Source organism: Paenibacillus macquariensis (assembly GCF_900156375.1).
Classification (GTDB): Bacteria; Bacillota; Bacilli; order Paenibacillales; family Paenibacillaceae; genus Paenibacillus_AQ; species Paenibacillus_AQ macquariensis.
This window is the reverse complement of sequence record NZ_FTNK01000006.1, coordinates 178,061-202,207: the sequence shown is the minus strand read 5'-3', so window position 1 is coordinate 202,207 and position 24,147 is coordinate 178,061. Positions and strand designations below refer to the sequence as shown.

Here is a 24,147-nt window from a genome sequence, read left to right as displayed (position 1 = left end):
GGATGCGAGTCTTTAAGCATTTTAAAGAATTTAAAATGGACGTTCTTAAGGAAGTAGGTAATATTGGAGCAGGAAATGCTGCAACAGCACTATCCCGACTTCTAAACAAGCCAATCGATATGGCAGTTCCTAAAGTCCAAATTCTTCGGTTTGAAGAGGTTTCTGACAAAGTTGGGGGATCAGAGCAAGTCGTAGTAGCCATATTTTTAAGGGTTGAAGGAGATGCACCTGGTAATTTGTTTTTTATCTTAAGCCCTAAATCTGCTAAGAGTCTCTTGAGACGTCTAGCTGGAATTAAGGTTGCTAATGATGAATCTTTTAATGATATGGAGATATCTGCACTCAATGAGATTGGAAACATACTATCGGGATCTTATCTGTCAGCACTTGCAGATTTGACGAAGTTAACAATGTCTCCAACAGTGCCTTCGTTAGCTATTGATATGGCTGGGGCTATATTAAGCTATGGGCTTCTACAGTACGGAGAAATGGGAGACGATGCACTGCTCATTGACACCACATTTTTAGAAGGGAATCATGAAGTTGAAGGTCAATTCTTCCTGATACCTGATCCGGAATCGTTTGCTATAATATTCGAATCTTTAGGAGTGCCTTTCGAGAATGATTGAGCAAAATGTTGTAAAAGTAGCTATGGCTGACCTGAATGTCATTAAACAATTTGGACTGATTCGAACTTCTGGATTAGGTTCTTGCATCGGGCTTACAATGTATGATCCAATTCTTCACTTGGCGGGGATGGCACATGTGATGTTACCCTCTTCTGAAATTGCACGAGATGGCGAAATTAATGTCGCTAAATATGCAGATACGGCTCTACCAGCGCTTTTAGAGAGACTTCAGAAAATGGGTTCCTCTAAGAGTAACATTGTAGCCAAAATGGCGGGTGGTTCACAGATGTTTGCCTTTGGTGGACAAAATGACACCATGAGAATTGGACCTAGAAATACGGAATCATGTAGAACGAAATTACAAGAGCTAGGCATTCCACTTATTGGTGAAGATACAGGTGGAAACTATGGACGAACCATTGAACTTGACTGCAGTACTGGCATATTATACATCCGTAGTGTACAAATGGGCGCAAAGGAATTGTAGAGAAAATGAGAAATATGCGATTTAATTTATTGATTGCTGGTTTTGGATTTATACTCACGTTCATAACGTCATCCCTAAACAATCTTTACATGACGAGTTTAATAAGGTCATTGATTGCTTTTGTTATCTGGTTTCTTCTTGCTTTTGTTTTTAGAGGGGTATTAGGCCTTATGACATCACATGCAGATAATGAGCTTCAAAGACAGATTGAAGTCGAACAGAGTACTGATCAACGAGGAACACGATTTGACTTAACGTTACCTAATGACAGCGAAGAATTGAATGATCTGTTAACACCAAGGCCTGAATCATCTGTTGAAAGCGACACCGGATTTACACCGCTGAATCTACCGAAGTTAGTTTCCGCGCAAGATCCTGAGCAATTGGCTAAGGCCGTTCGTCACCTGACAGAAAAATAAGGAGGGTGAAAGGACTTGATTGAGCAGAAAGTTTCTAAACTGAATCATATGGATTTGTGGATGTCATGGAAGGAACATGACGACATAGAAGCTAAGAAGAAGCTTATTGAGAATTACTTGCATATTGTAGACTACGTTTCTAGTCGATTGGCAATAGGTCTTCCTAAGAATGTTTCCAAAGATGATTTGGCCAGTAACGGTGTTATGGGCCTTATCGATGCGATTGATAAATTCGATTACAAACGCGGGTTTCAATTTGAAACCTACGGTTCATGGCGCGTGCGTGGGGCAATTCTTGATTCGTTACGTCAGGGCGATTGGGTGCCACGTTCTGTGCGTGAAAAAGCGAAGAAAATTGAAGAAGCATTTCAGCACTTGGAGCAAAGATATCTTCGTTCAGTAAATGATTCAGAGATGAGCGAATATTTAGAGGTAACTGAAAAAGAGTACCATAATATGCTTCAGGAAGTAGCGGTTATGACATTGTGTTCTTTAGAAGATCCGATTCGTGAGGAAGAATCAGAAACACGATTGAGCATGATGATTGATGAGAAGGCTCAGAATCCTGATTATAAAATCAATGAATTTTATATGAAGGAATCTCTAATAAAAGGCATAGAAAAACTTACAGATAAAGAACGAACTGTTGTATCACTTCTATATTATGAAGATCTTTCACTGAGTGAAATAGCAGAAGTGATGTCTCTTTCACCCTCTCGTATTTCACAGCTGCATTCCAAAGCTATCCTTAGATTAAGAGGGACATTGCAGAAAAATAAAGGGTTATTGATGGAAAATGACTAAAGTGTGTTTGTAACCAGCGGATATGTGATGAGATGTATAAAGGGGGAATAAGTTTGACGGACCACTATTTGCTTGAATCCTATTTAATAGTGAGTATTTCTGATGACAAAACTGAAGCTTACCTCCAGTTCTTGAAACAAGATGAAGAATTCAGGTGCACGCAGGAAGAACTCGAACGATTCATTCATGCTAACGAAGTTAAGTATGGTATAGATCGGTTTACAATCCAACAAATTTCAAATAATCCTAAAAAATTCTATTCAGCGAAGACTCCGATTGCTTTCGGATTTTCTCCTGTTCAAGGTATAGATGGTCGCATTGAAATGGTTATGAAAATAGTTGAGGGTAAAGGTCATAGTCCATTGGAATCAGAGAATGGAAATGTTGATCACAAGGAAATAAATAATCTCAACAATGTACTAAAAGGTCAAATTATTGCTAAACGAATAGCGCCTACACCTGGTAAATCAGGGATGTCAGTTACTAACGAAGTGATTCCATTTAGGACGGGTAAAGAAGCTAATTTCAAAGTAGGTAAAAATGTTGTTGTTAATGCTGACAAAACAGCCTTATATGCTGCTCTTGATGGAATGATAACTATCGCTGATAAAAACAAGATCAACGTGTTTCCAATTTACGAAGTGAATGGTGACGTGGATTATAGCGTTGGAAATATTGATTTTGTGGGCAATGTTATTATCCGGGGTAATGTACTCACGGGGTTTAGAATTAGAGCTGCTGGAGATGTTCGCGTGATCGGCGGGGTAGAAGGTGCAGAGATTGATGCAGATGGATCTGTTGAAATTACAAGTGGTATTATCGGCTACAACAAAGGACATGTCAAAGCAGGAGTAAATATAAAAACTTCTTTCATTCAAGATGGAAATGTAATTGCTGGTGGAGATGTGATTGTATCTCAGAGCATTATGCATTCTAATATAAGAGCGGCTAAAAATGTGATATGTAAAGATGTAAAGGGTCTCATCGTAGGTGGAAGTATTCAGGCGGGTGAAAAAGTTGTTGCTCGGACTGTGGGTAATACGATGTCAACGATCACTACCATTGAGGTAGGTGTAGTACCTGAACTACGAAATGAATTAACTGATCTTAGGAATCAATTAAGGTTTCAAAACGATAATGTAGTGAAAACGGAGCAAGCTTTAAATATATTGAATCAATTAGCTTCAGTAGGACAATTGTCACCTGACAAATTGAGCATGCGTGTTAAATTGAACACAACTCTTAAATCCCATGCTAAAGAGCAGTATGAAATTAAAGAACGGATCTTGGAAATAGAAAAAATGCTTGAAGATACAAATAAATCTAAAGTTGAAGTCGTCAATACGATTTATGGTGGTTCGAAGATTGTTATTGGGAGATACACCCGGTTTGTCAAAGATACAGCAGAACGTGTTTCCTTTTATTATTCCGAAGGTGATATCTCGATGGTTCCTTACATATAACGGAATATTTAGGATGTTGAATTTCTCCAGAGTGAGGTGGATATCGTGAGTATGAAATCGGTTGAATTACAAATCGCTGTGCCGAGAACCCAAGAAGTAGGGAAAATACAAAACGAGCTTCATCATAGATCCGCTCAAGAACAAAGTTTATTAATGAATCAACAAATTAAGGAAAGTCGTGAGATGCGGCATCGTAGCTCGGGTGTTACTGATACTGCAAAGTCCTCGATTCGTGAAGAGGCGAAGCAACAACATTCCTCTGATAGTGACGGGCAGACACAGTCACCATCCAATAAACAACAAGATCATCCATCAGAGCAACACCCGGCTGAGCACCCATACAAGGGACATCATATCGATCTGTCTCTTTAAATGTTCTGATGGACAGATCAAAGGAGATTAGAGACTTTTGAAACCATGGATTGTAATCGTCATGTTGGGGCTCGCGGCTTTGGTATATGCTGTGAAGCTTCCCAGGAGACAATCAGATAAGATATCCTCGGAACAAGTGGTCAAAGAAGTGGAATCTACTTTAGAGCAGTATATGGCCGATATAGAAGAGGAAAATGATACATTGGTTGAACTGGTCGGACAAATAAAAAAAGATACTTCGGCTAAGCATATGGCAATGGAAGAACAACTGAAAGAAATGCGGCAAAGGCTACTTGAGGTAGAACAACACTCAGTACAACAAGGAGCTCGTATAACGGATGTTGAGAAGGAAAAGCTTCTTCAAGTAACAGCGTTAGCGGAGATGCCAAGTCTTGGAGTGAATACGACTGATTTGCTTGGAAATGAGCAATCTGATGACGTACCTGAAGCGGTGAACTCTATCAAACATCGTTATTCAGAACTGTTCGAACTACACAATCAAGGTAAATCGATTGATATTATTGGCAAATTAGTCGGGCTTCAACGTGGTGAAGTTCAACTGATTCTTCAACTAGCGAAACAGGAGGAGTTACGGTAATGAAGAATCGTTCATTTATGAGCGGGTTAGGCATCGGACTCATTATAGGAGCAATCCTTCTTCAATTGATGATCATGGGTGAGGGACAAGTCTCTACAACTACAGGTCAGTCTACTGATCTGACTAGGGAACAAATAGAAGAGAAAGCCAAAGCGATGGATTTGAAGGTGACTGAATCGTCGGAGCAATTATTGACGAAGGAAGAATGGCAACAACAAAAGAAAGAACTGAGTGTAGTGCCTGAAACCAAGTCGACACAATCACCTACGAAGGCTAAACCGGCTATAGAACCTGTTCAACCATCATCACCAGAACAACCGGAGAAAAAGAATGAGAGCACTCCTTCTAAGGTTCAGCCACCTCAAGCACAAAGTACGTCACCTCCAAAGACCCCAGTGACTCCTACAAAGGAAAAAGTTACTCAGGCAGTAGAATATAAGATAAAAAAGGGAAGTAACTTGACAACAATTGCAGACGATTTAGAAAAAATAGGTGTGATCGGAAGTAGTGATCAATTTATTAAACAAGCTGTAGAACAAAAGATAAATAGAAAGATTCGCGACGGGAGCTACACATTTATTAAAGGTGAAAGCATTGAATCAATTATATCCAAAATCCGAATACAATCGTCTCGCTAATTGTAGCAGACGGTTTTTTTATTGTTTACATTTCATATCTTCTTTACTCAGTAAAACAAACCATATTCATGATGAAAAATGGTTGCAACGACATATAACTTATGGTATATTAATTGTCGGTGTTAAAAACACACGCCAAGTGATCCCTATAAGGGTGCTTTCTTTTGTAGAAAGTCTTAAAGGGAGATGACGGTTGGCGGAGGACACAAAAAAACCAATATTAGGAGGCGCTTAAAATGGGAGTAATATCCATGAAGCAACTTTTGGAAGCAGGCGTACATTTCGGTCACCAAACTCGCCGCTGGAATCCAAAGATGGATCGTTATATTTTTACTGAAAGAAACGGTATCTACATTATTGACTTGCAAAAAACAGTTAAAAAGGTAGAAGAAGCTTATAACTTCGTGAAAAGTGTTTCTGAAGAAAACGGAACTATCCTATTCGTAGGAACAAAGAAACAAGCACAAGATTCCGTGAAAGAAGAAGCTGAACGTTGTGGAATGTTCTACATCAATCAACGTTGGTTGGGCGGAACTCTAACTAACTTCGAAACAATTCAAAAACGTATTTTCCGCTTGAAAGAGCTTGAAAAATGGGAAGAAGACGGTACATTCGCTGTACTACCTAAAAAAGAAGTTATCCTTCTTCGCAAAGAGAAAGATCGTCTTGAGAAATTCCTAGGCGGAATCAAGAACATGAAGGGCCTACCAAGTGCCTTGTTCATCATTGATCCTCGCAAAGAACGTATCGCGGTAGCAGAAGCTCGCAAATTGGGTATTCCAATCGTAGGTATTGTTGATACTAACTGTGATCCAGACGAAATTGACTATGTTATTCCTGGTAATGACGATGCAATTCGTGCTGTTAAACTATTGACTGGTAAAATGGCTGATGCCATTGTTGAAGCTCAACAAGTTGAAGAACCAACAGCCTAATATAGCATTGGGTAATTCATAAATAAATGAATTAAAATGAAAAGGGTGGTTGGCAGGTGGATAACCTCTCACTGCCCTTTTTTTAAAATATTACGAAAGTATAGGTGTCACCCATACTTTCGTAATGTTTATCACGTAAGTTAGATATCGGCTCCGCTGAGACAATCATTTCTACTTGAATCAATGAATTAAATGGAAATACTATATCATTTTTGGAGGGAATATTAAATGGCAGTTAACGCTAGTGCAGTGAAAGAGCTTCGTGAAAGAACTGGAGCAGGAATGTTGGATTGTAAGAAAGCGCTTGATGAAACAAATGGTGATGTAGAAAAAGCAATCGATTTTCTTCGTGAAAAAGGTTTGTCAGCTGCTGCTAATAAAGCAGGACGTGCTGCTACAGAAGGTACTGTTGAATCATACATCCACGCTGGCGGAAAAATTGGTGTGCTTGTAGAAATTAACAGTGAAACTGACTTCGTTGGTAAAACTGAAGAATTCAAGTCTTTTGCTCGTGATATTGCGATGCAAATTGCAGCGGCTAATCCACTTTATGTTCGTCGTGAAGAAGTGCCACAAGAAGAAGTTGACAGAGAAATGGAAGTTTTGAAATCACAAGCATTAAATGAAGGTAAACCTGAGAAAATCATTGCAAAAATGGTTGAAGGTCGTATCAGTAAGTTCTATGAGGAAATCTGCTTGATGGAGCAATCCTTCATTAAAGATCCTGACAAAACGATTTCAATGATGTTGAATGAGAAAATCAGCAAAATTGGTGAAAACATTTCTATTCGTCGCTTTGTTCGTTTTGAACTTGGTGAAGGCTTAGAGAAAAAAGAAGATAACTTCGTAGATGAAGTAATGGCACAAGTTAAACATTAATAATCATACACAAAAAAAGTGTTATAATAATAGACATAAAGAAGAGTGGAACACAATGTGTTCCTTCTTTTTTAACATATAAGAAGTATTTGGGCTTCTTGTATCTTGGATATGTACAAAAACTGGCGCGGACTTATTGGCGCCTTCGCAAAGTGGAGGTATTACATTGGAACAGCCAGTATTTAAAAGAGTGGTCTTAAAAGTCAGCGGTGAATCTCTCTCCGGACAGACTGGATATGGTATTGATGCTGATACTATCGCATCGATCGCAGTACAAGTTAAAGAAGTTGTGGAACTTGGTGTTGAAGTAGCTATCGTATGTGGTGGCGGTAACATTTGGCGTGGAATCGCAGGTAGCGCTAATGGGTTTGATCGTGCGACAGCCGATTATATGGGAATGCTGGCAACAGTAATGAACTCGCTCGCATTACAGGATGCATTAGAACAAATTGATGTTCCTACAAGAGTTCAGACATCTATTGCGATGCAACAGATCGCTGAACCTTATATCCGTCGTAGAGCTATACGCCATCTTGAAAAAGGTCGCGTCGTTATCTTTGCTGCTGGAACAGGTAATCCGTACTTCTCCACTGACACAACAGCTGCTTTGCGAGCTGCAGAGATTGAAGCTGAAGTGATCTTGATGGCGAAGAACAAAGTGGATGGTGTGTATTCTGCAGATCCATTTAAAGACGAAACAGCTGAGAAATATGAACAGTTGACTTACATGGAAGTTCTTAATAAAAATTTAGGTGTGATGGACTCTACTGCATCATCCTTGTGTATGGATAATAATATCCCACTCATCGTATTTGCAATCACGGAGCTAGGAAACATTAAACGTGTTGTATTAGGTGAGAAAATTGGAACGATTGTTAAAGGGAGTGTAGACTAATGCCACAAGCGATTAGAAAAAGTGCTGAAGAACGTATGGAAAAGGCGATTCTTGCATTGAAACGTGATCTTGCCTCACTACGTGCGGGTCGTGCAGCACCTGCTCTTCTTGATCGAATTCAAGTCGAGTATTACGGAGCACCGACACCACTTAGTCAATTAGCTAACATTAACACGCCGGATTCTCGTACGTTGATGATTCAACCTTGGGACAAATCTTCGTTACAAGAAATTGAAAGAGCGATTTCTAAGTCGGACATTGGAATTACACCTTCCAATGATGGGACTATGATTCGTTTGACAATCCCTGCTCTTACTGAAGAACGTAGAGTTGAATTGGTTAAAACAACTAAAAAGTTCGGTGAAGAAGCAAAAATTGCTATCCGTAATATTCGCCGTGATGCGAATGACGACATTAAGAAGTTGGAAAAAACAGATATTACTGAAGATGAATCCCACAAACATCAAGAAGATATTCAAAAGATGACGGATAAATATAGCGCCGAAGTCGACAAGGTTCTCTTGGTGAAAGAAAAAGAGATCATGGACGTATAAGAGACTTATGGCCCCTCCTATTATGGTGGGGTTTGTCTCTTTTTAAAATATAAGAAAGTATCAGTTTCAACTTGCAGAAAGTGGCTTGGAGGAAATGGAATGATCAAACGAATTCGATCATGGTGGATGCATAAAGACAGTCCGAAGCCGTTGGACATTACTACGGATAATATTCCTGAACACGTTGCAATTATCATGGATGGAAACGGACGTTGGGCGAAACGCCTCGGGTTACCTCGAATTGTAGGGCATCATAACGGAATGAAGGCTGTTAAGCGTGCAACAATTGCTGCAGATGAGCTTGGTATTAAATATTTAACGATGTACGCTTTCTCAACTGAGAACTGGAAACGTCCTAAAGATGAAGTTGATTTCCTTATGCGACTTCCCCAAGAATTTCTCGCAATTGAGTTGGATGAACTAATAGAACGAAACGTACAGATCCGTATGATGGGTGATAAAGAAAAACTACCTAATCATACGTTGAAAGCGATGGAAAATGCTGTGAAACGTACGGCGGGTAATGATGGGCTTGTACTCAATTTTGCGCTGAACTATGGTGGCCGTAAAGAAATAACGGATGGGATGACATTGCTTGGACATGAGATTGAAGCAGGTAGATTAAAAGCAGAGGATATCAATGCTGAATTGCTTGAAAAGTATTTAAAAACTCATGGCATTCCTGATCCAGACCTGTTGATCCGTACAAGCGGTGAGATGAGAATTAGCAACTTTATGCTATGGCAGTTGGCATATAGTGAATTATGGTTCACCGATGTTTACTGGCCTGAGTTTAATAAGGATCATTTGCATGATGCTGTCGCTGAATATCAGCGTAGAACAAGACGATACGGTGGACTGTCATAACTCAAGTAGAGGATGAAAATCGTTGAAACAACGACTTATTACCGGGATTATTGCTGGAGCTATTTTTCTAGGATTTTGTGTGATTGGTGGCATGTCATTTCATCTACTTGTACTTGCCATGTCTCTGATAGGTTATTATGAATTTGTGAAAATGATTAAAGTGCGCCCTTTCAGCGGGATAGCCGCACTTGGATTTATTTGTGTGTTCATGATTATGTTTCCTTGGAAAATTTTGAATATAGCGTATACTCCAAATGGGGAAATGATATGGCTTCTCCTCTTTTTGTTGATGATGATGACGGTATTAACCAAAAATCGGATCAGTATTAAACAGGTATCATTGCTATTATTGGGTATATTGTATATTGGAGTTGGATTTTACTACATCGCAGAGTCTCGTCATGCTCCTGACGGTAACGGGTTATTCTGGACTTTTCTGTTGCTTTCATCGATCTGGGCGAGTGATGCAGGCGCCTATTTTGTTGGTAAACAATGGGGGCGTCATAAGCTCTGGCCAGCCATCAGCCCCAACAAGACTGTTGAGGGAGCCTTTGGTGGAGTTGTGATTGCTATCGTTACTGCTGTCATATTTGCTCTTTCTTCGGGTGATTTGCTCGGATTGGGAAGAGCTTGCCTCATTGGGCTTGCATGTGCTGTCGTAGGGCAACTTGGCGATCTGATTCAATCCGCATACAAACGAGTGTATAATATTAAAGATTCAGGTAAGTTATTACCAGGTCATGGCGGGATATTAGATCGTTGTGATAGTTGGATTATTGTTTTCCCGTTTGTACATATCGTGATGCTATTGCCTTACTAACACGAGAGAAGGTGCATTATGAAAAAAATCAGTATTTTAGGTTCTACGGGATCTATTGGGACTCAGACATTGGACGTTGTGTCCACACATAGAGATCAATTTCAAGTCGAAGGCCTTGCAGCTGGGACAAACGCAGAATTGCTGATCCGTCAGGTACATGAGTTTAAACCGAAGAAAGTTTCCATTGCTACGAAAGAATTAGCGGAACAAATTAAGCCTCATATTCCTTCTACTACACAAGTATATTACGGAGATGCAGGATTAGTAGAAGTTGCAGCAGGTACAGAGGCTGAAATGGTCGTTACTGCAGTGATGGGTAGCGTAGGGTTGCAGTCTACATTAGCAGCAATTGAAGCAGGTAAGCATATTGGACTGGCTAACAAGGAAACCTTGGTAACTGCTGGTCACTTAGTGACTTCACTTGCGCATGAAAAGGGAGTGAAGTTATTCCCAATCGATAGCGAACACTCTGCCATTTTCCAATGTATGAATGGTGAACGTAGATCAGATGTTGCTGGGATTACGATAACAGCGTCGGGAGGTTCATTTCGTGGTTTATCACGTGAAGAACTAAAGGATGTTACAGTTGAAGATGCGTTAAAACATCCTAACTGGTCCATGGGGTCGAAGATTACAATAGATTCTGCGACAATGGTTAATAAGGGACTCGAAGTAATTGAGGCACATTGGCTTTTCAACTTACCTTATGATCAAATAAATGTACTTCTTCACCCTGAGAGTATCATTCATTCATTTGTGGAATTCTGTGATAGCAGCATTATTGCCCAACTAGGAAATCCAGATATGAGAGTTCCTATTCAATATGCTTTAACTTATCCAGAACGATGGATATCGCCTACGCGTCGTTTGTCTCTTGCTGAAGTAGGTAGTCTTCATTTTAAAGAGATGGATTATGTGAGGTTCCCTTTGTTACGACTTGCATTTGAGTGTGGCAGAATGGGTGGTACAGCAACAACAGCCTTTAACGCTGCGAATGAGATTGCTGTTGCACGTTTTTTACAAAAGGAAATATCATTTCTTCATATTGAAGAGATTATTGAAAAAGTACTTGAACAGCATGATAATATTTCCATTCCTGATTTAGGTTCTATTGAAGAGTGCGATCGACGTTCGCGTGAGTTGGCACTAAGATTGTAACTTTAATAGAATGTACCATTCTCTCTTTTTGAAAAAAATTGCTTCAAAAGTGATTCTCTTGTGTTGGGTCGGAGAATAATGATAATCTATAAGGACATACTTCGATCTTAGACTATAGAGGGGGATGAGTTACTTGGAAATGGTTCAAGTCGTTTTTCTGACAGTATTAATGTTTTTTGTAATTGTGACGGTACATGAATGGGGTCATTACTATTTCGCCAAACGTGCTGGCATATTGGTTCGAGAATTTGCTATCGGTTTCGGTCCGAAACTGTTCTCTTATAAACGTCATGAAACACAGTTTACACTTCGCTTACTTCCTTTTGGTGGATATGCACGTATGGCTGGTGAAGATCCAGAGATTGTGGAAATTCAGGTAGGACAGACGATTGCTGTTCGCATCGTGAACGACGAAGTGAAGAAGATCTATTTGGATCAGCTAGATAACCGGAAGAATGTGATTCGTGGTGAAGTGGAATCCATTGACCTGGATGTAGCTCTATCACTAAGACTAAATGTGGATGAGGATGTTCAACAATATCGTGTTCATCCACAAGCGATGATGGTTAGCAAGGGCAAAGAGACACAGATTGCTCCTAAAAATCGTCAATTTGGTAGCAAGACCGTAGGTCAACGAGCATTGTCTATCTTTGCTGGACCTGTGATGAACTTTATTCTTGCATTTGTATTGTTCGCGATACATATCCAGATGGCCGGCATTCCTTTGGAAAACCCAACGTATGTCCAAATTGGTAATGTATCAGAAGGTATGCCAGCTTCTGAGGCTAATTTGAAAAAAGGGGATATTGTTGATTCCATCAACGGTACGATGATTGGCGCTGATTATCAGAAAATGATTTCATTAACAGCAGAATCACAAGGGAAACCTATGGAATGGACGATTCGCCGCGGTGATGAAACTTTTAAAGTTACTCTTACGCCACAAAAGATGGAAGGACAAGAAGGTGGTAAAGTCGGTATTACGCCGGAACTTCCTTCTCGTAAAGCTACTTTTGGTGAGACCATTGTAAACTCTGGTAAGACGATGGTAAGTACCACTGAAATGATCTTTAAGGGGTTCAGTCAATTAATTAATCAGTTCTCGATGGATGATCTTGGAGGACCTGTGCGTACCTTTGAGGTAACGGGTCAGATTGCTAAGCAAGGTATTGAGCAATTGACATATTGGGCTGCTATATTAAGTCTTTACTTGGGGATTTTCAACCTGTTCCCAATACCGGCGCTTGATGGTAGCCGACTCGTATTCCTTGGAGTCGAATGGATACGTGGTAAACCAATTGATCCGAATCGCGAAGGAATGGTTCATTTTGTTGGGTTTGCGCTGTTGTTCTTACTTATGATCGCTGTTACCTATAATGATATATTAAGATTGATTAATGGATAATGTAGAATCCCAGCATATACAGCTACGGTAACGGATTGCCCTTACGATCGCTGTTACCCTTGGATTTCCTGATTATATACCGCTGATAGCGGTAGAAATCCAAAGGCAAAGGCGAGCGCTAACGCTTCTTCAGGACAATTCCGTCCCCTGCGCTAAGTTATGCATGAGTAAATTTTTTCTCGAAGATTCGAGAGAAGTTACGCTCAAAAACTTTAGTCTATGCTTTCGAAGCAAGTTTTTCCGAAGTATAGCATGAAGTATCTCAGAAAAACTTTTAGGAGGAAATTCATCCTTATGTCAAAAGATAAGCAGTTCGTGACGGAGATTACACCACAAGGAGAAGACTTCTCCCGTTGGTATATAGATGTAATTAAAAAAGCTGAGTTAATGGATTATTCACCGGTTCGGGGTTGTATCGTATTCCGTCCCGATGGATATGAAATTTGGGAACACATTCAGGCGGAAATGGATCGTCGCTTTAAGGAAACAGGACATCGTAATGCTTATTTCCCGCTCTTAATTCCAGAAAGTTTTTTCCAAAAGGAAAAGGATCATATCGAAGGATTTAATCCTGAGCTGCCATGGGTAACTGAAGCTGCGGGTGAGAAGCTAGAAGAACGTTTAGCTATTCGTCCAACATCTGAAACCATGTTTGGTCATATGTACTCTAAATGGATTAAATCGTACCGTGACTTACCAGTATTGATCAATCAATGGGCAAACGTCGTTCGTTGGGAAAAGCGGACATTGCCATTCATTAGAACAACTGAGTTTTTATGGCAAGAAGGTCATACGGCTCATGAGACTGAAGCAGAAGCGCGTGAAGAAACGATGAAAATGTTAGAACTTTATCGATCTTTCTTGGAGGAATATCTCGCGATCCCAGTTATTACTGGACAGAAAACGCCTTCGGAACGGTTTGCTGGGGCAGTGGATACGTTCTCTATTGAAGCGATGATGAAAGATGGAAAGGCTGTACAAGCCGGTACGTCTCATTATCTAGGAACGAAGTTTGCGGAAGCATTTGAAATACAATATTTAAATCGTGAGAATACGCAAGAATATGTACACACGACTTCATGGGGAACAACCACTAGATTGATTGGATCGTTAATCATGGTTCATGGTGATGATCGTGGACTTGCTCTACCTCCGAAAGTGGCTCCAACTCAAGTTATCATGGTTCCTATTGGACCGCCTAAGACTCGTGAAGCAGTGGTAGGACGTACAGACGAATTGTTTGTAGAACTGAAAAAAGCAGGAGTACGAGTTAAGGTTGATGACCGTAGTGATGTATCTCCAGGCTGGAAGTTCAATGAATATGAAATGCGCGGTGTCCCAGTTCGATTGGAGATTGGTCCTCGTGACATGGAGAATGGTGTCTGTGTGCTAGTGTCTCGTATCACTGGTGAGAAGAAGATTGTTCAACAGGATAATCTGGTCGAAGAAGTGAAGGTAATGCTTGAACAAGTTCATCAGGAAATGTTAGACCGAGCGAAGCAATTTATGAGTGATCATTTCTACTCGGTGGACAACCTTGAAGAAATGAAGATGAGAATGGAAGAATCTCGTGGCTTCACATTAGCTGGATGGTGCGGTACAGTGGAATGTGAGCGTAAGGTGAAGGAAGAGACCGGAGCTACGAGTCGTAATATCCCATTGGAACCATCTGAAACGAAAGAAACTTGTATCGTATGTGGAGAGGCTTCCAAACATACAGTTGTATTTGCTAGAGCGTACTAAGAGTTGATAGATTTCTAAGAAAGTTAAGTGGAAGAGCTTCTGGCAGAAATGAGTCGGTGGGTAAGAGATCGAGAGCATTTTTGTACACAGAAGCTCTTCGCTTTTTAATAGTTAACGCTAGTGGTCAAGGGGGAAGATAGGATGAGCACTGTGGAAGAGAAAAGAGTAAGGTTTGAGCTTCTGATGAAACAAGGCGCAGTTCCACCTGCTCTAATCGATCCTCATTTTTTGGATGGATATATTGATAAGGTTGAGATTAGCCGTAGTAGCCAAGAATGGGCCATTAGTATCGTTAAGGATACGGTTGTTCCTGGCGAAGTGTATCGTTCATTTTGTCTCAGAATTCAAGAGAAGATGCAACATATAGCTAAGATTTCATTTGTTTTTAAATATACGGAGGCTGTATTAGCTGAAGATATTGTGAATGCTTATTGGAGTTTGTTTAAAGAGTGGGTACAGAGGGAAATTCCTTCAGTAAATGGATGGATGGCCAGAGCGTCCTATGAAATTGAGGGTGAGAAGTTACTCTTGAAATTGACGGACGCGACTTCAATGGAACTAGCTAAGAAGAAACAAGTTGATCAAGCTATTACACGCTTTTTCGCTCACTACTTTGCTCTTCCCCTTCATGTTAAATTGGGTGTTGGAGATAGTGGCAAAGAAGCCATTGAGGAATTTGAACAAAAGAAGATTCTAGAAGAGCGCGAAGTTGTTCAAAATATGATGAGTAGCATTGAGGCTGAGAGTAATTTCGATGAGGATGCTGGAGATGTTCGCCTTCATATGGGATATGATATCAAGGAACAGCCTATACCTATTCAAGAGATTCAGGATGAAGAGAAAAAGGTTACGATTCAGGGAGCTGTATTTGGCCTGGATAGCAAAGAGTTACGAAATGGTATGACCTTGTTTATGTTTAACGTGACTGATTTCGGTGATTCCATGCAATTGAAGATGTTTGCCAAAACAAAAGATGATGTCAAAGTGTTAAACAAATTGGAAAATGGCAAATGGATAAAAGTACGGGGACGGGTAGAATACGATCGTTTCATGACCATACCTGAATTGGTTATGATGCCAACGGATTTAAATGAAGTACAAGCACCTGCTGAGCGTAAAGATAACGCGCCTGTGAAGCGGGTAGAATTCCACTTGCATACTACGATGAGTACGATGGATGCCATCACACCTATCGATAAATATATTAAGACGGCAGCTAGATGGGGGCATACGGCGATTGCCATTACCGACCATGGTGGTGTTCAAAGTTACCCTGAAGCAGCCAAATCAGCGAAGAAGAATGGATTAAAGATGCTTTATGGTGTCGAAGCCAATGTTGTGAATGATTCTATTCCTGTCGTCTTACAGCCACAACCGATCGATCTCAGCAGTGCAACTTATATTGTATTTGATATCGAGACTACAGGTCTTTCCGTTACAGCTAGTAATATTACAGAACTTGCTGCGGTGAAAATAAAAGATGGTAAGGAAATCGACCGCTATGCCACTTTTGTTAACCCACATGAGAAAATTCCATATCACATTCAGCAGTTAACGAATATCACAGATGAAATGGTAAAAGATGCTCCAGATCTAGAACCTGTATTACATGAGTTCGTTAAATTCGCTGAAGATGGCATTCTAGTAGCTCATAATGCAAGATTTGATGTTGGTTTTATTCAAGCATCTCTGAAGGAATATGGACTACCATTAATGCAAAACCCAGTGTTGGATACTCTTGAATTGTCCCGCTTACTTTATCCAGGTATGAAGAATCATAGGCTGAATACGATGGCTGCCAAGTATAAAGTATTATTGGAGAGCCATCACCGGGCGATTGACGATACGATCGCATTGGCAGGTATATTAAGTGGTCTTCTTAGTGATGTACTGAAAATGAAGGGCATAACGATGTTAGACCGTCTTAATGACTATGTAGGAAAAGACTTATCTAACACCCGCCCATTTCATTGTGGAATATATGCTTTGAATTTGATAGGTAAAAAGAACTTATTTAAGTTAATTTCCTTATCTAATACGGAATATTTTAAGCGAGTGCCTTGCATACCGAAATCCAAGCTTGAGGAAATGCGTGAAGGATTGCTTGTGATCTCAGGTTGTGAGAAAGGTGAATTCTTCGAAGCGGTCTTAAATAAGTCCGTGGAAGAGGCTGAGGATATTGCACAGTTCTACGATATTCTAGAGATTCAGCCCTTGACGATGTATATGCATTTAGTTGATAAGGGTCTAGTTGCTAGCCCACTTGAATTAAAGACGGCTGTGAAGCGAATTTGTGAAATAGGTGAGAAATTAAGCAAGCCGGTCATTGCAACAGGGAATGTACATTATCTCGAGCCTCGGGAGAAACTATTCCGCGATATTGCTATTAATGGTATTACAGGCTTTAGTCCTTTGAAGGATATGCAGAAACCAGATGCACATTTTCGTACGACAGAAGAAATGCTTGAGGAATTCGATTTCTTAGGAAAAGAAAAAGCGAATGAAGTTGTCGTGACGAATACCATTGAACTGGCCGATCGTTTTGAAGACTATCCTCTTTTTCCAGCAAAGCTCTATACTCCTATTATAGAAGGTGCTGATGAAGAGATTCGGAACACCTGTTATGATACAGCAAAGGGATTATATGGAGAAGATTTACCTGATGTTGTGATAAAACGACTTGAGAAAGAATTAGAGCCGATTATCAAATACGGATTCTCAGCCAACTATTTAATATCTGAACGTCTAGTAAAGAAATCCAATAGAGATGGTTATTTGGTTGGTTCTCGTGGATCTGTTGGGTCATCCGTCGTTGCAACCTTTTTAGGAATATCTGAAGTTAACCCGTTACCAGCTCATTACGTTTGTAAGAATACTGAGTGTAAATATAATGAATGGTTCCTTGATGGTAGCATTCCGAGTGGGTTTGACCTTCCGGAGAAAACTTGTCCACAATGTGGGGGCAGGTTGACTGGTGAGGGGCAGGATATTCCGTTTGAGACCTTTCTAGGATTTAAAGGGGATAAAGTACCCGATATCGACCTTAACTTCTCAGGGGAATACCAACCGATTGCTCATAACTATACGAAAGAAATTTTTGGAGAGAAGTGTGTGTTCCGCGCAGGTACGATTGGTACCATTGCAGAGAAAACAGCTTTTGGTTACACGAAAAAGTATGAAGAAGAACATCAGAAGCAATGGCGAGGCGCTGAGGTAAGTCGTCTTGCTGCTGGTTTTACAGGCGTTAAAAGAGGTACGGGGCAGCATCCAGGTGGTATCGTGGTTGTACCGGATTACATGGATGTTGAAGATATCACACCGATTCAGTATCCAGCAGATGATCAAGGTGCTGAATGGAAGACGACTCACTTTGATTATCATGCATTTGAGAATAACTTACTCAAACTTGATATACTAGGTCACGATGACCCAACGATGATGCGCATGTTACAAGATTTAACGGGTGTTGATCCAACAACGATACCTATGAATGATCCCAAAGTAATGAGTTTGTTTAACTCTACAGAAGCACTAGGGGTTACACCGCAACAGATAAGAACCCCAGTGGCTACTTACGGTGTACCTGAAATGGGAACTAAATTTGTTCGTCAAATGTTAATTGAGTCATTACCGACATCCTTTGCCGATTTATTACAGATTTCGGGATTGTCTCATGGAACTGGCGTATGGCTAGGGAATGCACAAGATTTAATCAAGAATGGGACATGTAATATTAAGACGGTAATCGGTTGTCGTGATGATATCATGCTCTATCTGATTTATAAAGCGGGTATGGATGCAGGTTTGGCTTTTACGATTACGGAGAGCGTTCGTAAAGGGAAAGGTCTTAACTCTGAATGGATTGATGAGATGAAGAAATGCAAAGTACCTGCTTGGTACATTGATTCTTGCCTCAAAATCCAATACATGTTTCCAAAGGCACATGCTGCTGCATATGTTATCTCTGCAGTGCGTACGGCCTATTTCAAATTGTATTATCCTATTGCTTATTACGCGACATACTTTACCGTTCGAGCTGAGGACTTTGATATTGAACTTTGCTGCCAAGGGTATGAAGCTATTGGTCGTCAGATTGTGGAAATTGAACAGAAAGGTTTCCAAGCAACGACTAAGGAGAAGGGCATGTTAGCTATTCTTGAAATGGCCTTGGAGATGACAGCGCGTGGCTTCAGTTTTAAGACGATTGATCTTTACCGTTCCGATGCGACGAAGTTTACGATAGATGCAGATTCACTTATTCCGCCATTCTCTGCGATGCAGGGGATTGGAGATAATGCTGCTCGCAATATTGCAGCAGCACGTGAGAATGGGGAGTACTTATCGATCGAAGATTTCCAACAAAAATCTAAGGCAAGTAAAACCATTGTTGAGGTACTCACACAGATGGGATGCTTCCGTGGGTTGCCTGAAAGTAACCAATTGTCTTTGTTTTAATAGGGGCTAAACACTTGGTAGACAAGGGCTTTCCCTTGTTAGTTCAAAAGGGAGTCAAGGACAGATACTTGTCAGTGTTGCCAGACTATGTTATAATTTTCTGTAGTAATCATGGAGATAAAACCGTTGTGTAAAGAGTGGGGCAACCCACTCTTTACTCTTTGGTATATAGGATAATGAAAGTCTTGGAGGTTATAGTCTTTGAGCACACCTAAGATAAAAAGTATCGTAGAAGAAATGGTCCAACCTTATATGGATGAGCATAACTTCGAACTAGTTGATGTGGAATACGTAAAAGAAGGAAGTAATTTGTTTCTACGTATTTATGTCGACAAAGAAGGCGGTATTGATATTGATGACTGCGGCGTAATTAGTGAATATATAAGCCAGCAGCTGGATCTTAATGATCCGATTACTGATGTTTACTTCCTGGAAGTATCGTCTCCTGGTGCGGAGCGACCATTAAAGAAAAGTGCCGACATTACTAAGTCTGTTGGTAAAGATGTGTTTGTTACTGTATACGAAGCACTGGACGGTCTCAAAGAATTTGAAGGCCGGCTTCTTTCGTTTGAGGACGATATACTTGTCATTGTAGTTGGTAAGAAGCAGAAGCAGTACAGTATTCCGTATGCCAAGGTAGCAAGCGCTAGATTAACTATCATTTTTTAAGGAACAAGGATGAAGAAAGGGGGGAACTGAATTCCAATGAGTATGGATTTTATTGAAGCAATGAATGAATTGGAACGAGAAAAAGGGATCAGTAAAGAAATATTATTTGAAGCGATTGAAGCGGCGTTAATCTCAAGCTACAAACGTAATTTTAATACGGCCCAGAATGTTAGAGTAGACATGAACCGCAACACGGGGGTCATTAAAGTTTATGCCCGTAAGCTAATTGTTGAAGAAGTGTTAGATCCTCGGATGGAGATTTCACTTCCCGCAGCACGCGAAATAAACCCTCATTTCCAAATGGAGGATATTGCAGAGATTGAAGTTACTCCACGTGATTTCGGTCGTATTGCTGCACAAACAGCGAAACAAGTTGTTACACAACGTATTCGTGAAGCAGAGCGTGGATTGATCTATAACGCTTATGTTGACAAAGAGGAAGATATTGTAACCGGAACGGTTCAACGTCAGGATCCCCGTAATGTCTACATTGACTTAGGTAAAGTTGAAGCATTGCTTCCTTTGAATGAGCTTATGCCAAACGAGAAGTTTAAACATGGCGAGCGGACTAAGGCCTATATCACAAAAGTAGAAAATACGACTAAAGGTCCGCAAATTATGTTATCAAGAACTCATCCTGGTTTACTCAAACGTCTTTTTGAATTGGAAGTTCCTGAAATTTTTGACGGTGTTGTTGAGATTCGTTCCGTTGCACGTGAAGCGGGTTTCAGATCAAAAATTGCAGTTTTTTCACGTAACGATGAGGTGGATCCAGTAGGTTCTTGCGTTGGACCTAAGGGTGTTCGTGTACAGACTATTGTGAATGAACTTCGTGGAGAGAAAATTGATATTGTACGGTATTCCGATAAAGTTGAAGAATATGTTGCTAATGCGCTTAGCCCTTCTAAAGTTCTAGAAGTCGAAGTATTTGAGAATGAGAAGATGGCGCGGGTTGTTGTGCCTGACTATCAATTGTCTCTTGCAATCGGTATTAAAGGACAGAATGCTAGGCTTGCAGCTAAGTTGACTGGATGGAAAATTGATATCAAAAGTGAGACTCAAGCGGAACAGGAATTCGGTAGAACGAAAACATTCTCTGATGAGATGCCTCAAGATTCTGTCTCCGTCGATTAATTTCCTAAATTAGGACGGAGGGTACACTATGAAATCTAGAAAAGTACCATTGCGTAAATGTGTGGCATGCCAAGAAATGATGCCGAAGAAACAACTGATTCGTATCGTGAAGACGCCAGACGATGAGGTGCTAATTGATCTATCAGGAAAGAAATCTGGCCGCGGAGCATATTTGTGCGGTAAGGTGTCCTGTTTTAAATTGGCACAAAAAAATAAGTCATTGGATCGTGCTTTGAAACATCACGTGAAGCCAGAAATTTATGAACAATTGGCAGATGATTTTGTAGCTGCTGAAGATGAATTTCTAGTGATGAAGGAGAATTCCAATGATGAATAAGACGCTTTCTCGTCTGGGACTTGCGATGCGTGCAGGAAAAATAGTAACAGGTGACGAAGTCGTGCTCAAAACTATTCGTTCTTCAGAAGCTAAGTTGGTTATTCTAGCTAGCGATGCATCACCAAATACACAAAAAAAGTTTCGTGATAAATGCGGAACGTACAAAATCCCTCTGGTGATCGGATATGACCGGGAAAGTCTGGGCACAAGTATTGGGAAACCACATCGTGTTGTGCTGGCAATTACGGATCAAGGATTCGCGAAAATGATCTCTGAATCAATGGAGACAATGTCGGAGGTGGAGTATATTGACTAAACAAGAAAGTAATAAGGAAAAGTTTCGCGTATATGAGTATGCTAAATCGCTAAACATGAGTAGTAAAGAAATTATTACGATTTTGAAGCGTTTGGATCTACCCGTTAATAACCATATGAGTGTGATGGAGAACGACGCTGTCACTAAAGTGGAGAAATTTTTCGAGAATATTAAGTCCAATGCAGCCGCTAAAAGAGACAGCGGAGATAACCATGCAATGGCAGCAACGTCATCTGTCAAGAAGGATGCCGTTGTGGTAAAGCCGAACGAAGCGTCTGTTTCTCATCAAGAGAACAGTACCGTTCCGGTGCAAAGTGAGACCAAAAAACAACAGGAAAAGCAGGTAGGTATGAATAATAATCCGAATAATAATGGTACAGGTACAGTAACGTCCAGGCCGCAAAGCAGCACGGGTACTCCAAGACCCCAAAACAGTAATAATGGAACACCAAGACCTGCTTCATCCCAAGGTGGACAAAGACCAAGTGGTCAACAGGGATCAAGCACTGCGAACCGTTCAAGTAGCCCTTCGCAAGGTGGAGGACAACGTTCAAGTACTCCATCAACTCGTCCAAGTAGCCCGGCTGCTCGTCCACAGACACCAAACCGTGGCGCAGGAGCTCCAACTCGTGATGCATCACGTACGGAAGGTGCTGCACAAGGCGATAACAGAGGCGCTAACAAGAATAGACCCAATAACAATGGATCTAGACGTTTCGATGATAATAAGGGTGGCAACTACAGAAATAATCGTGGTGGTAAGAACGGCAGAGGTAAAGCTAATTACCAAGCTCGCGAGAAAATTGACAACACACCGAAGAAAATTATTGTTCGTGGTGTAACGACAGTTGGCGAATCTGCTAAATTGCTTCACAAAGATGCTTCGGAAGTTATTAAAAAGTTGATCACGATGGGTGTTATGGCAACCATCAATCAGGAACTGGATGTTGAAACTGTTCTTCTTCTTGCCGCTGAGTTCGGTGTAGAAGTTGAAGTGAAGATTGCAGTGGAAGATGATCGCTTTGAAACAATGGAAGAAGTAGATGAAGAATCAGATTTGAAATCTCGTCCTCCTGTAGTAACAATTATGGGACACGTTGACCATGGTAAGACTACATTGCTTGATGCTATCCGTTCTTCGAATGTAACAAGTGGAGAAGCAGGCGGTATTACTCAGCATATTGGTGCTTATCAAGTTGAGATTAACAATAAGAAAATCACCTTCCTTGATACACCAGGTCACGAAGCATTTACTGCAATGCGTGCACGTGGAGCTCAAGTGACTGATATTACAATCATTGTTGTTGCTGCAGATGACGGTGTTATGCCACAGACAGTAGAAGCGATTAGCCATGCTAAAGCAGCTGAACTGCCTATTATCGTAGCAGTTAACAAAATTGACAAACCAGGTGCTGATCCTGATAAAGTGAAGCAGGAGTTGACTGAATACGGTCTAGTTCCAGAAGAATGGGGCGGGGATACTATCTTCGTTAACGTATCTGCGAAGCAGCGTACTGGTCTTGAAGATTTGCTTGAAATGATTCTGCTCGTGGCAGAAATGAATGAATATAAAGCTAATCCTGATAAACGTGCACGTGCGACAGTCCTTGAAGCCGAGCTAGACAAAGGACGCGGTCCAGTGGCACGCGTATTAGTACAACATGGTACCCTTCGCGTAGGGGATGCTTTCGTAGCGGGTAACTGCTTCGGTCGTATTCGTGCGATGGTGAATGATAAAGGTCGTCGTTTAAAGGAAGCTGGACCATCTACACCTGTTGAAATTACAGGGTTGACGGAAGTTCCACAAGCGGGAGATCCGTTTATGGTGTTTGAAGATGAGCGTAAAGCTCGTTCCATCGCAGATAAGCGTTCCATTACTCAGCGTCAGTCTGATATGGGTAGTAACGTTCGTGTGACGTTGGATGATCTATTCCAGCACATTAAAGATGGTGAAATTAAAGGACTTAACGTAATCATCAAAGGTGATGTTCAGGGAACAGTCGAAGCTCTTAAGAGCTCTCTTGAGAAAATTGAAGTGGAAGGCGTTCGCGTTAAGATACTTCACAGTGGTGCGGGTGCGATTACGGAATCCGATATTATCCTTGCAGCTGCTTCTAGTGCAATTGTAATTGGATATAACGTTCGTCCAGATAATCAAGCTGCTCTTACTGCATCCCAAGAGAAAGTAGACATTCGTCTGCATCGCGTCATCTACAATGTTATTGAAGAGATTGAGCAAGCCATGAAGGGTATGCTTGACCCAATTTATAAAGAAACTATTATTGGGCACGCAGAAGTACGTAGTGTATTCACAATCACCAAAGTGGGTACCGTTTCCGGATGTATGGTTACTTCAGGGAAAATTACGAGAAATGCGGAACTTCGCTTAATTCGTAACAGCATTGTTATTCACGAAGGCAAGATTGATTCGTTGAAGAGATTTAAAGATGATGCAAAAGAAGTTGCTCAAGGTTATGAATGTGGGATTACTTTGGCAAGCTATAATGACGTCAAAGAAGGCGACGTTATTGAAGCGTTCATCATGGAAACAGTGGAACGCAAGTAGAGAG

The 24,147-nt window shown here is 40.8% G+C and carries 23 protein-coding genes; all 23 read left to right on the top strand.

The annotated features are described in order from the left end of the window. Nucleotides 1–2 precede the first annotated feature (2 nt). The 23 genes from BW961_RS13355 (at nt 3) to infB (ending at nt 24,143) form a co-directional block, all read left to right on the top strand. Nucleotides 3–629 carry a chemotaxis protein CheC gene (locus BW961_RS13355; RefSeq protein WP_068580356.1) on the top strand — a complete coding sequence of 209 codons (627 nt, stop codon included), beginning with the start codon at nt 3–5 and terminating at the stop codon, nt 627–629. Beyond that, the gene (locus BW961_RS13350) at nt 622–1,116 is read left to right on the top strand and encodes a chemotaxis protein CheD (RefSeq protein WP_068580354.1); all 495 of its coding nucleotides are present in this window, start codon (nt 622–624) and stop codon (nt 1,114–1,116) included. Before BW961_RS13355 ends, BW961_RS13350 begins: the two co-directional genes overlap by 8 nt. Nucleotides 1,117–1,286: 170 nt before the next feature. Beyond that, nucleotides 1,287–1,535 (top strand): hypothetical protein, encoded by a 249-nt coding sequence (locus BW961_RS31210; protein WP_244555949.1) that lies wholly within the window; start codon nt 1,287–1,289, stop codon nt 1,533–1,535. Between the two features lie 15 nt (nt 1,536–1,550). Continuing rightward, nucleotides 1,551–2,339 (top strand): FliA/WhiG family RNA polymerase sigma factor, encoded by a 789-nt coding sequence (locus BW961_RS13340; RefSeq protein ID WP_068580351.1) that lies wholly within the window; start codon nt 1,551–1,553, stop codon nt 2,337–2,339. A 53-nt stretch (nt 2,340–2,392) separates the two neighbouring features. Further along, entirely contained in the window at nt 2,393–3,802 is a 1,410-nt protein-coding gene (locus tag BW961_RS13335; protein WP_068580349.1) for a flagellar assembly protein A, read from the top strand. A gap of 51 nt (nt 3,803–3,853) precedes the next feature. Beyond that, on the top strand, nt 3,854–4,174 hold the full coding sequence (locus BW961_RS13330) for a hypothetical protein (protein ID WP_244555956.1): 321 nt from the start codon (nt 3,854–3,856) through the stop codon (nt 4,172–4,174). Nucleotides 4,175–4,211: 37 nt separating this feature from the next. After that, the gene (locus BW961_RS13325) at nt 4,212–4,772 is read left to right on the top strand and encodes a hypothetical protein (RefSeq protein WP_082867322.1); all 561 of its coding nucleotides are present in this window, start codon (nt 4,212–4,214) and stop codon (nt 4,770–4,772) included. Next, a complete protein-coding gene (locus BW961_RS13320) occupies nt 4,772–5,410 on the top strand; it encodes a hypothetical protein (protein ID WP_068580345.1) in 639 nt (212 codons plus the stop codon). The genes BW961_RS13325 and BW961_RS13320 overlap by 1 nt, the downstream gene beginning before the upstream one ends. A gap of 236 nt (nt 5,411–5,646) precedes the next feature. Then, a complete protein-coding gene (rpsB, locus tag BW961_RS13315; protein WP_068534617.1) occupies nt 5,647–6,345 on the top strand; it encodes a 30S ribosomal protein S2 in 699 nt (232 codons plus the stop codon). A gap of 228 nt (nt 6,346–6,573) precedes the next feature. Next, nucleotides 6,574–7,224 (top strand): translation elongation factor Ts, encoded by a 651-nt coding sequence (gene tsf, locus BW961_RS13310; RefSeq protein ID WP_068580343.1) that lies wholly within the window; start codon nt 6,574–6,576, stop codon nt 7,222–7,224. A gap of 166 nt (nt 7,225–7,390) precedes the next feature. Continuing rightward, nucleotides 7,391–8,119: a UMP kinase gene (pyrH, locus tag BW961_RS13305; RefSeq protein ID WP_068534625.1), complete on the top strand. Its 729-nt coding sequence runs from the start codon at nt 7,391–7,393 to the stop codon at nt 8,117–8,119. Further along, nucleotides 8,119–8,673 carry a ribosome recycling factor gene (frr, locus tag BW961_RS13300; RefSeq protein WP_068534628.1) on the top strand — a complete coding sequence of 185 codons (555 nt, stop codon included), beginning with the start codon at nt 8,119–8,121 and terminating at the stop codon, nt 8,671–8,673. Before pyrH ends, frr begins: the two co-directional genes overlap by 1 nt. A gap of 99 nt (nt 8,674–8,772) precedes the next feature. Next, nucleotides 8,773–9,540 carry an undecaprenyl pyrophosphate synthase gene (locus tag BW961_RS13295; protein ID WP_068580341.1) on the top strand — a complete coding sequence of 256 codons (768 nt, stop codon included), beginning with the start codon at nt 8,773–8,775 and terminating at the stop codon, nt 9,538–9,540. A 22-nt stretch (nt 9,541–9,562) separates the two neighbouring features. Beyond that, nucleotides 9,563–10,360: a phosphatidate cytidylyltransferase gene (locus tag BW961_RS13290; RefSeq protein WP_068580339.1), complete on the top strand. Its 798-nt coding sequence runs from the start codon at nt 9,563–9,565 to the stop codon at nt 10,358–10,360. An 18-nt stretch (nt 10,361–10,378) separates the two neighbouring features. Then, nucleotides 10,379–11,518: a 1-deoxy-D-xylulose-5-phosphate reductoisomerase gene (locus tag BW961_RS13285; protein ID WP_068580337.1), complete on the top strand. Its 1,140-nt coding sequence runs from the start codon at nt 10,379–10,381 to the stop codon at nt 11,516–11,518. 133 nt (nt 11,519–11,651) lie between these two features. After that, entirely contained in the window at nt 11,652–12,923 is a 1,272-nt protein-coding gene (gene rseP, locus BW961_RS13280) for an RIP metalloprotease RseP (RefSeq protein WP_068580335.1), read from the top strand. 294 nt (nt 12,924–13,217) lie between these two features. Then, nucleotides 13,218–14,666, top strand: coding sequence for a proline--tRNA ligase (gene proS, locus BW961_RS13275; protein ID WP_068580333.1), 1,449 nt, complete (start codon nt 13,218–13,220; stop codon nt 14,664–14,666). A gap of 141 nt (nt 14,667–14,807) precedes the next feature. Next, complete coding sequence (locus BW961_RS13270; RefSeq protein WP_068580331.1) at nt 14,808–19,121, top strand: PolC-type DNA polymerase III; 4,314 nt, start codon at nt 14,808–14,810, stop codon at nt 19,119–19,121. Nucleotides 19,122–19,322: 201 nt separating this feature from the next. Next, nucleotides 19,323–19,790, top strand: coding sequence for a ribosome maturation factor RimP (rimP, locus tag BW961_RS13265; RefSeq protein WP_068580329.1), 468 nt, complete (start codon nt 19,323–19,325; stop codon nt 19,788–19,790). Nucleotides 19,791–19,826: 36 nt separating this feature from the next. Continuing rightward, the gene (nusA, locus tag BW961_RS13260; RefSeq protein WP_068580327.1) at nt 19,827–20,924 is read left to right on the top strand and encodes a transcription termination factor NusA; all 1,098 of its coding nucleotides are present in this window, start codon (nt 19,827–19,829) and stop codon (nt 20,922–20,924) included. A 28-nt stretch (nt 20,925–20,952) separates the two neighbouring features. Continuing rightward, nucleotides 20,953–21,261 carry an RNase P modulator RnpM gene (gene rnpM / locus BW961_RS13255; protein WP_068580326.1) on the top strand — a complete coding sequence of 103 codons (309 nt, stop codon included), beginning with the start codon at nt 20,953–20,955 and terminating at the stop codon, nt 21,259–21,261. Beyond that, nucleotides 21,254–21,577 (top strand): YlxQ family RNA-binding protein, encoded by a 324-nt coding sequence (locus BW961_RS13250; RefSeq protein ID WP_068580577.1) that lies wholly within the window; start codon nt 21,254–21,256, stop codon nt 21,575–21,577. Before rnpM ends, BW961_RS13250 begins: the two co-directional genes overlap by 8 nt. Next, a complete protein-coding gene (infB, locus tag BW961_RS13245; RefSeq protein WP_068580324.1) occupies nt 21,570–24,143 on the top strand; it encodes a translation initiation factor IF-2 in 2,574 nt (857 codons plus the stop codon). Before BW961_RS13250 ends, infB begins: the two co-directional genes overlap by 8 nt. The last annotated feature ends 4 nt before the right edge of the window (nt 24,144–24,147 follow it).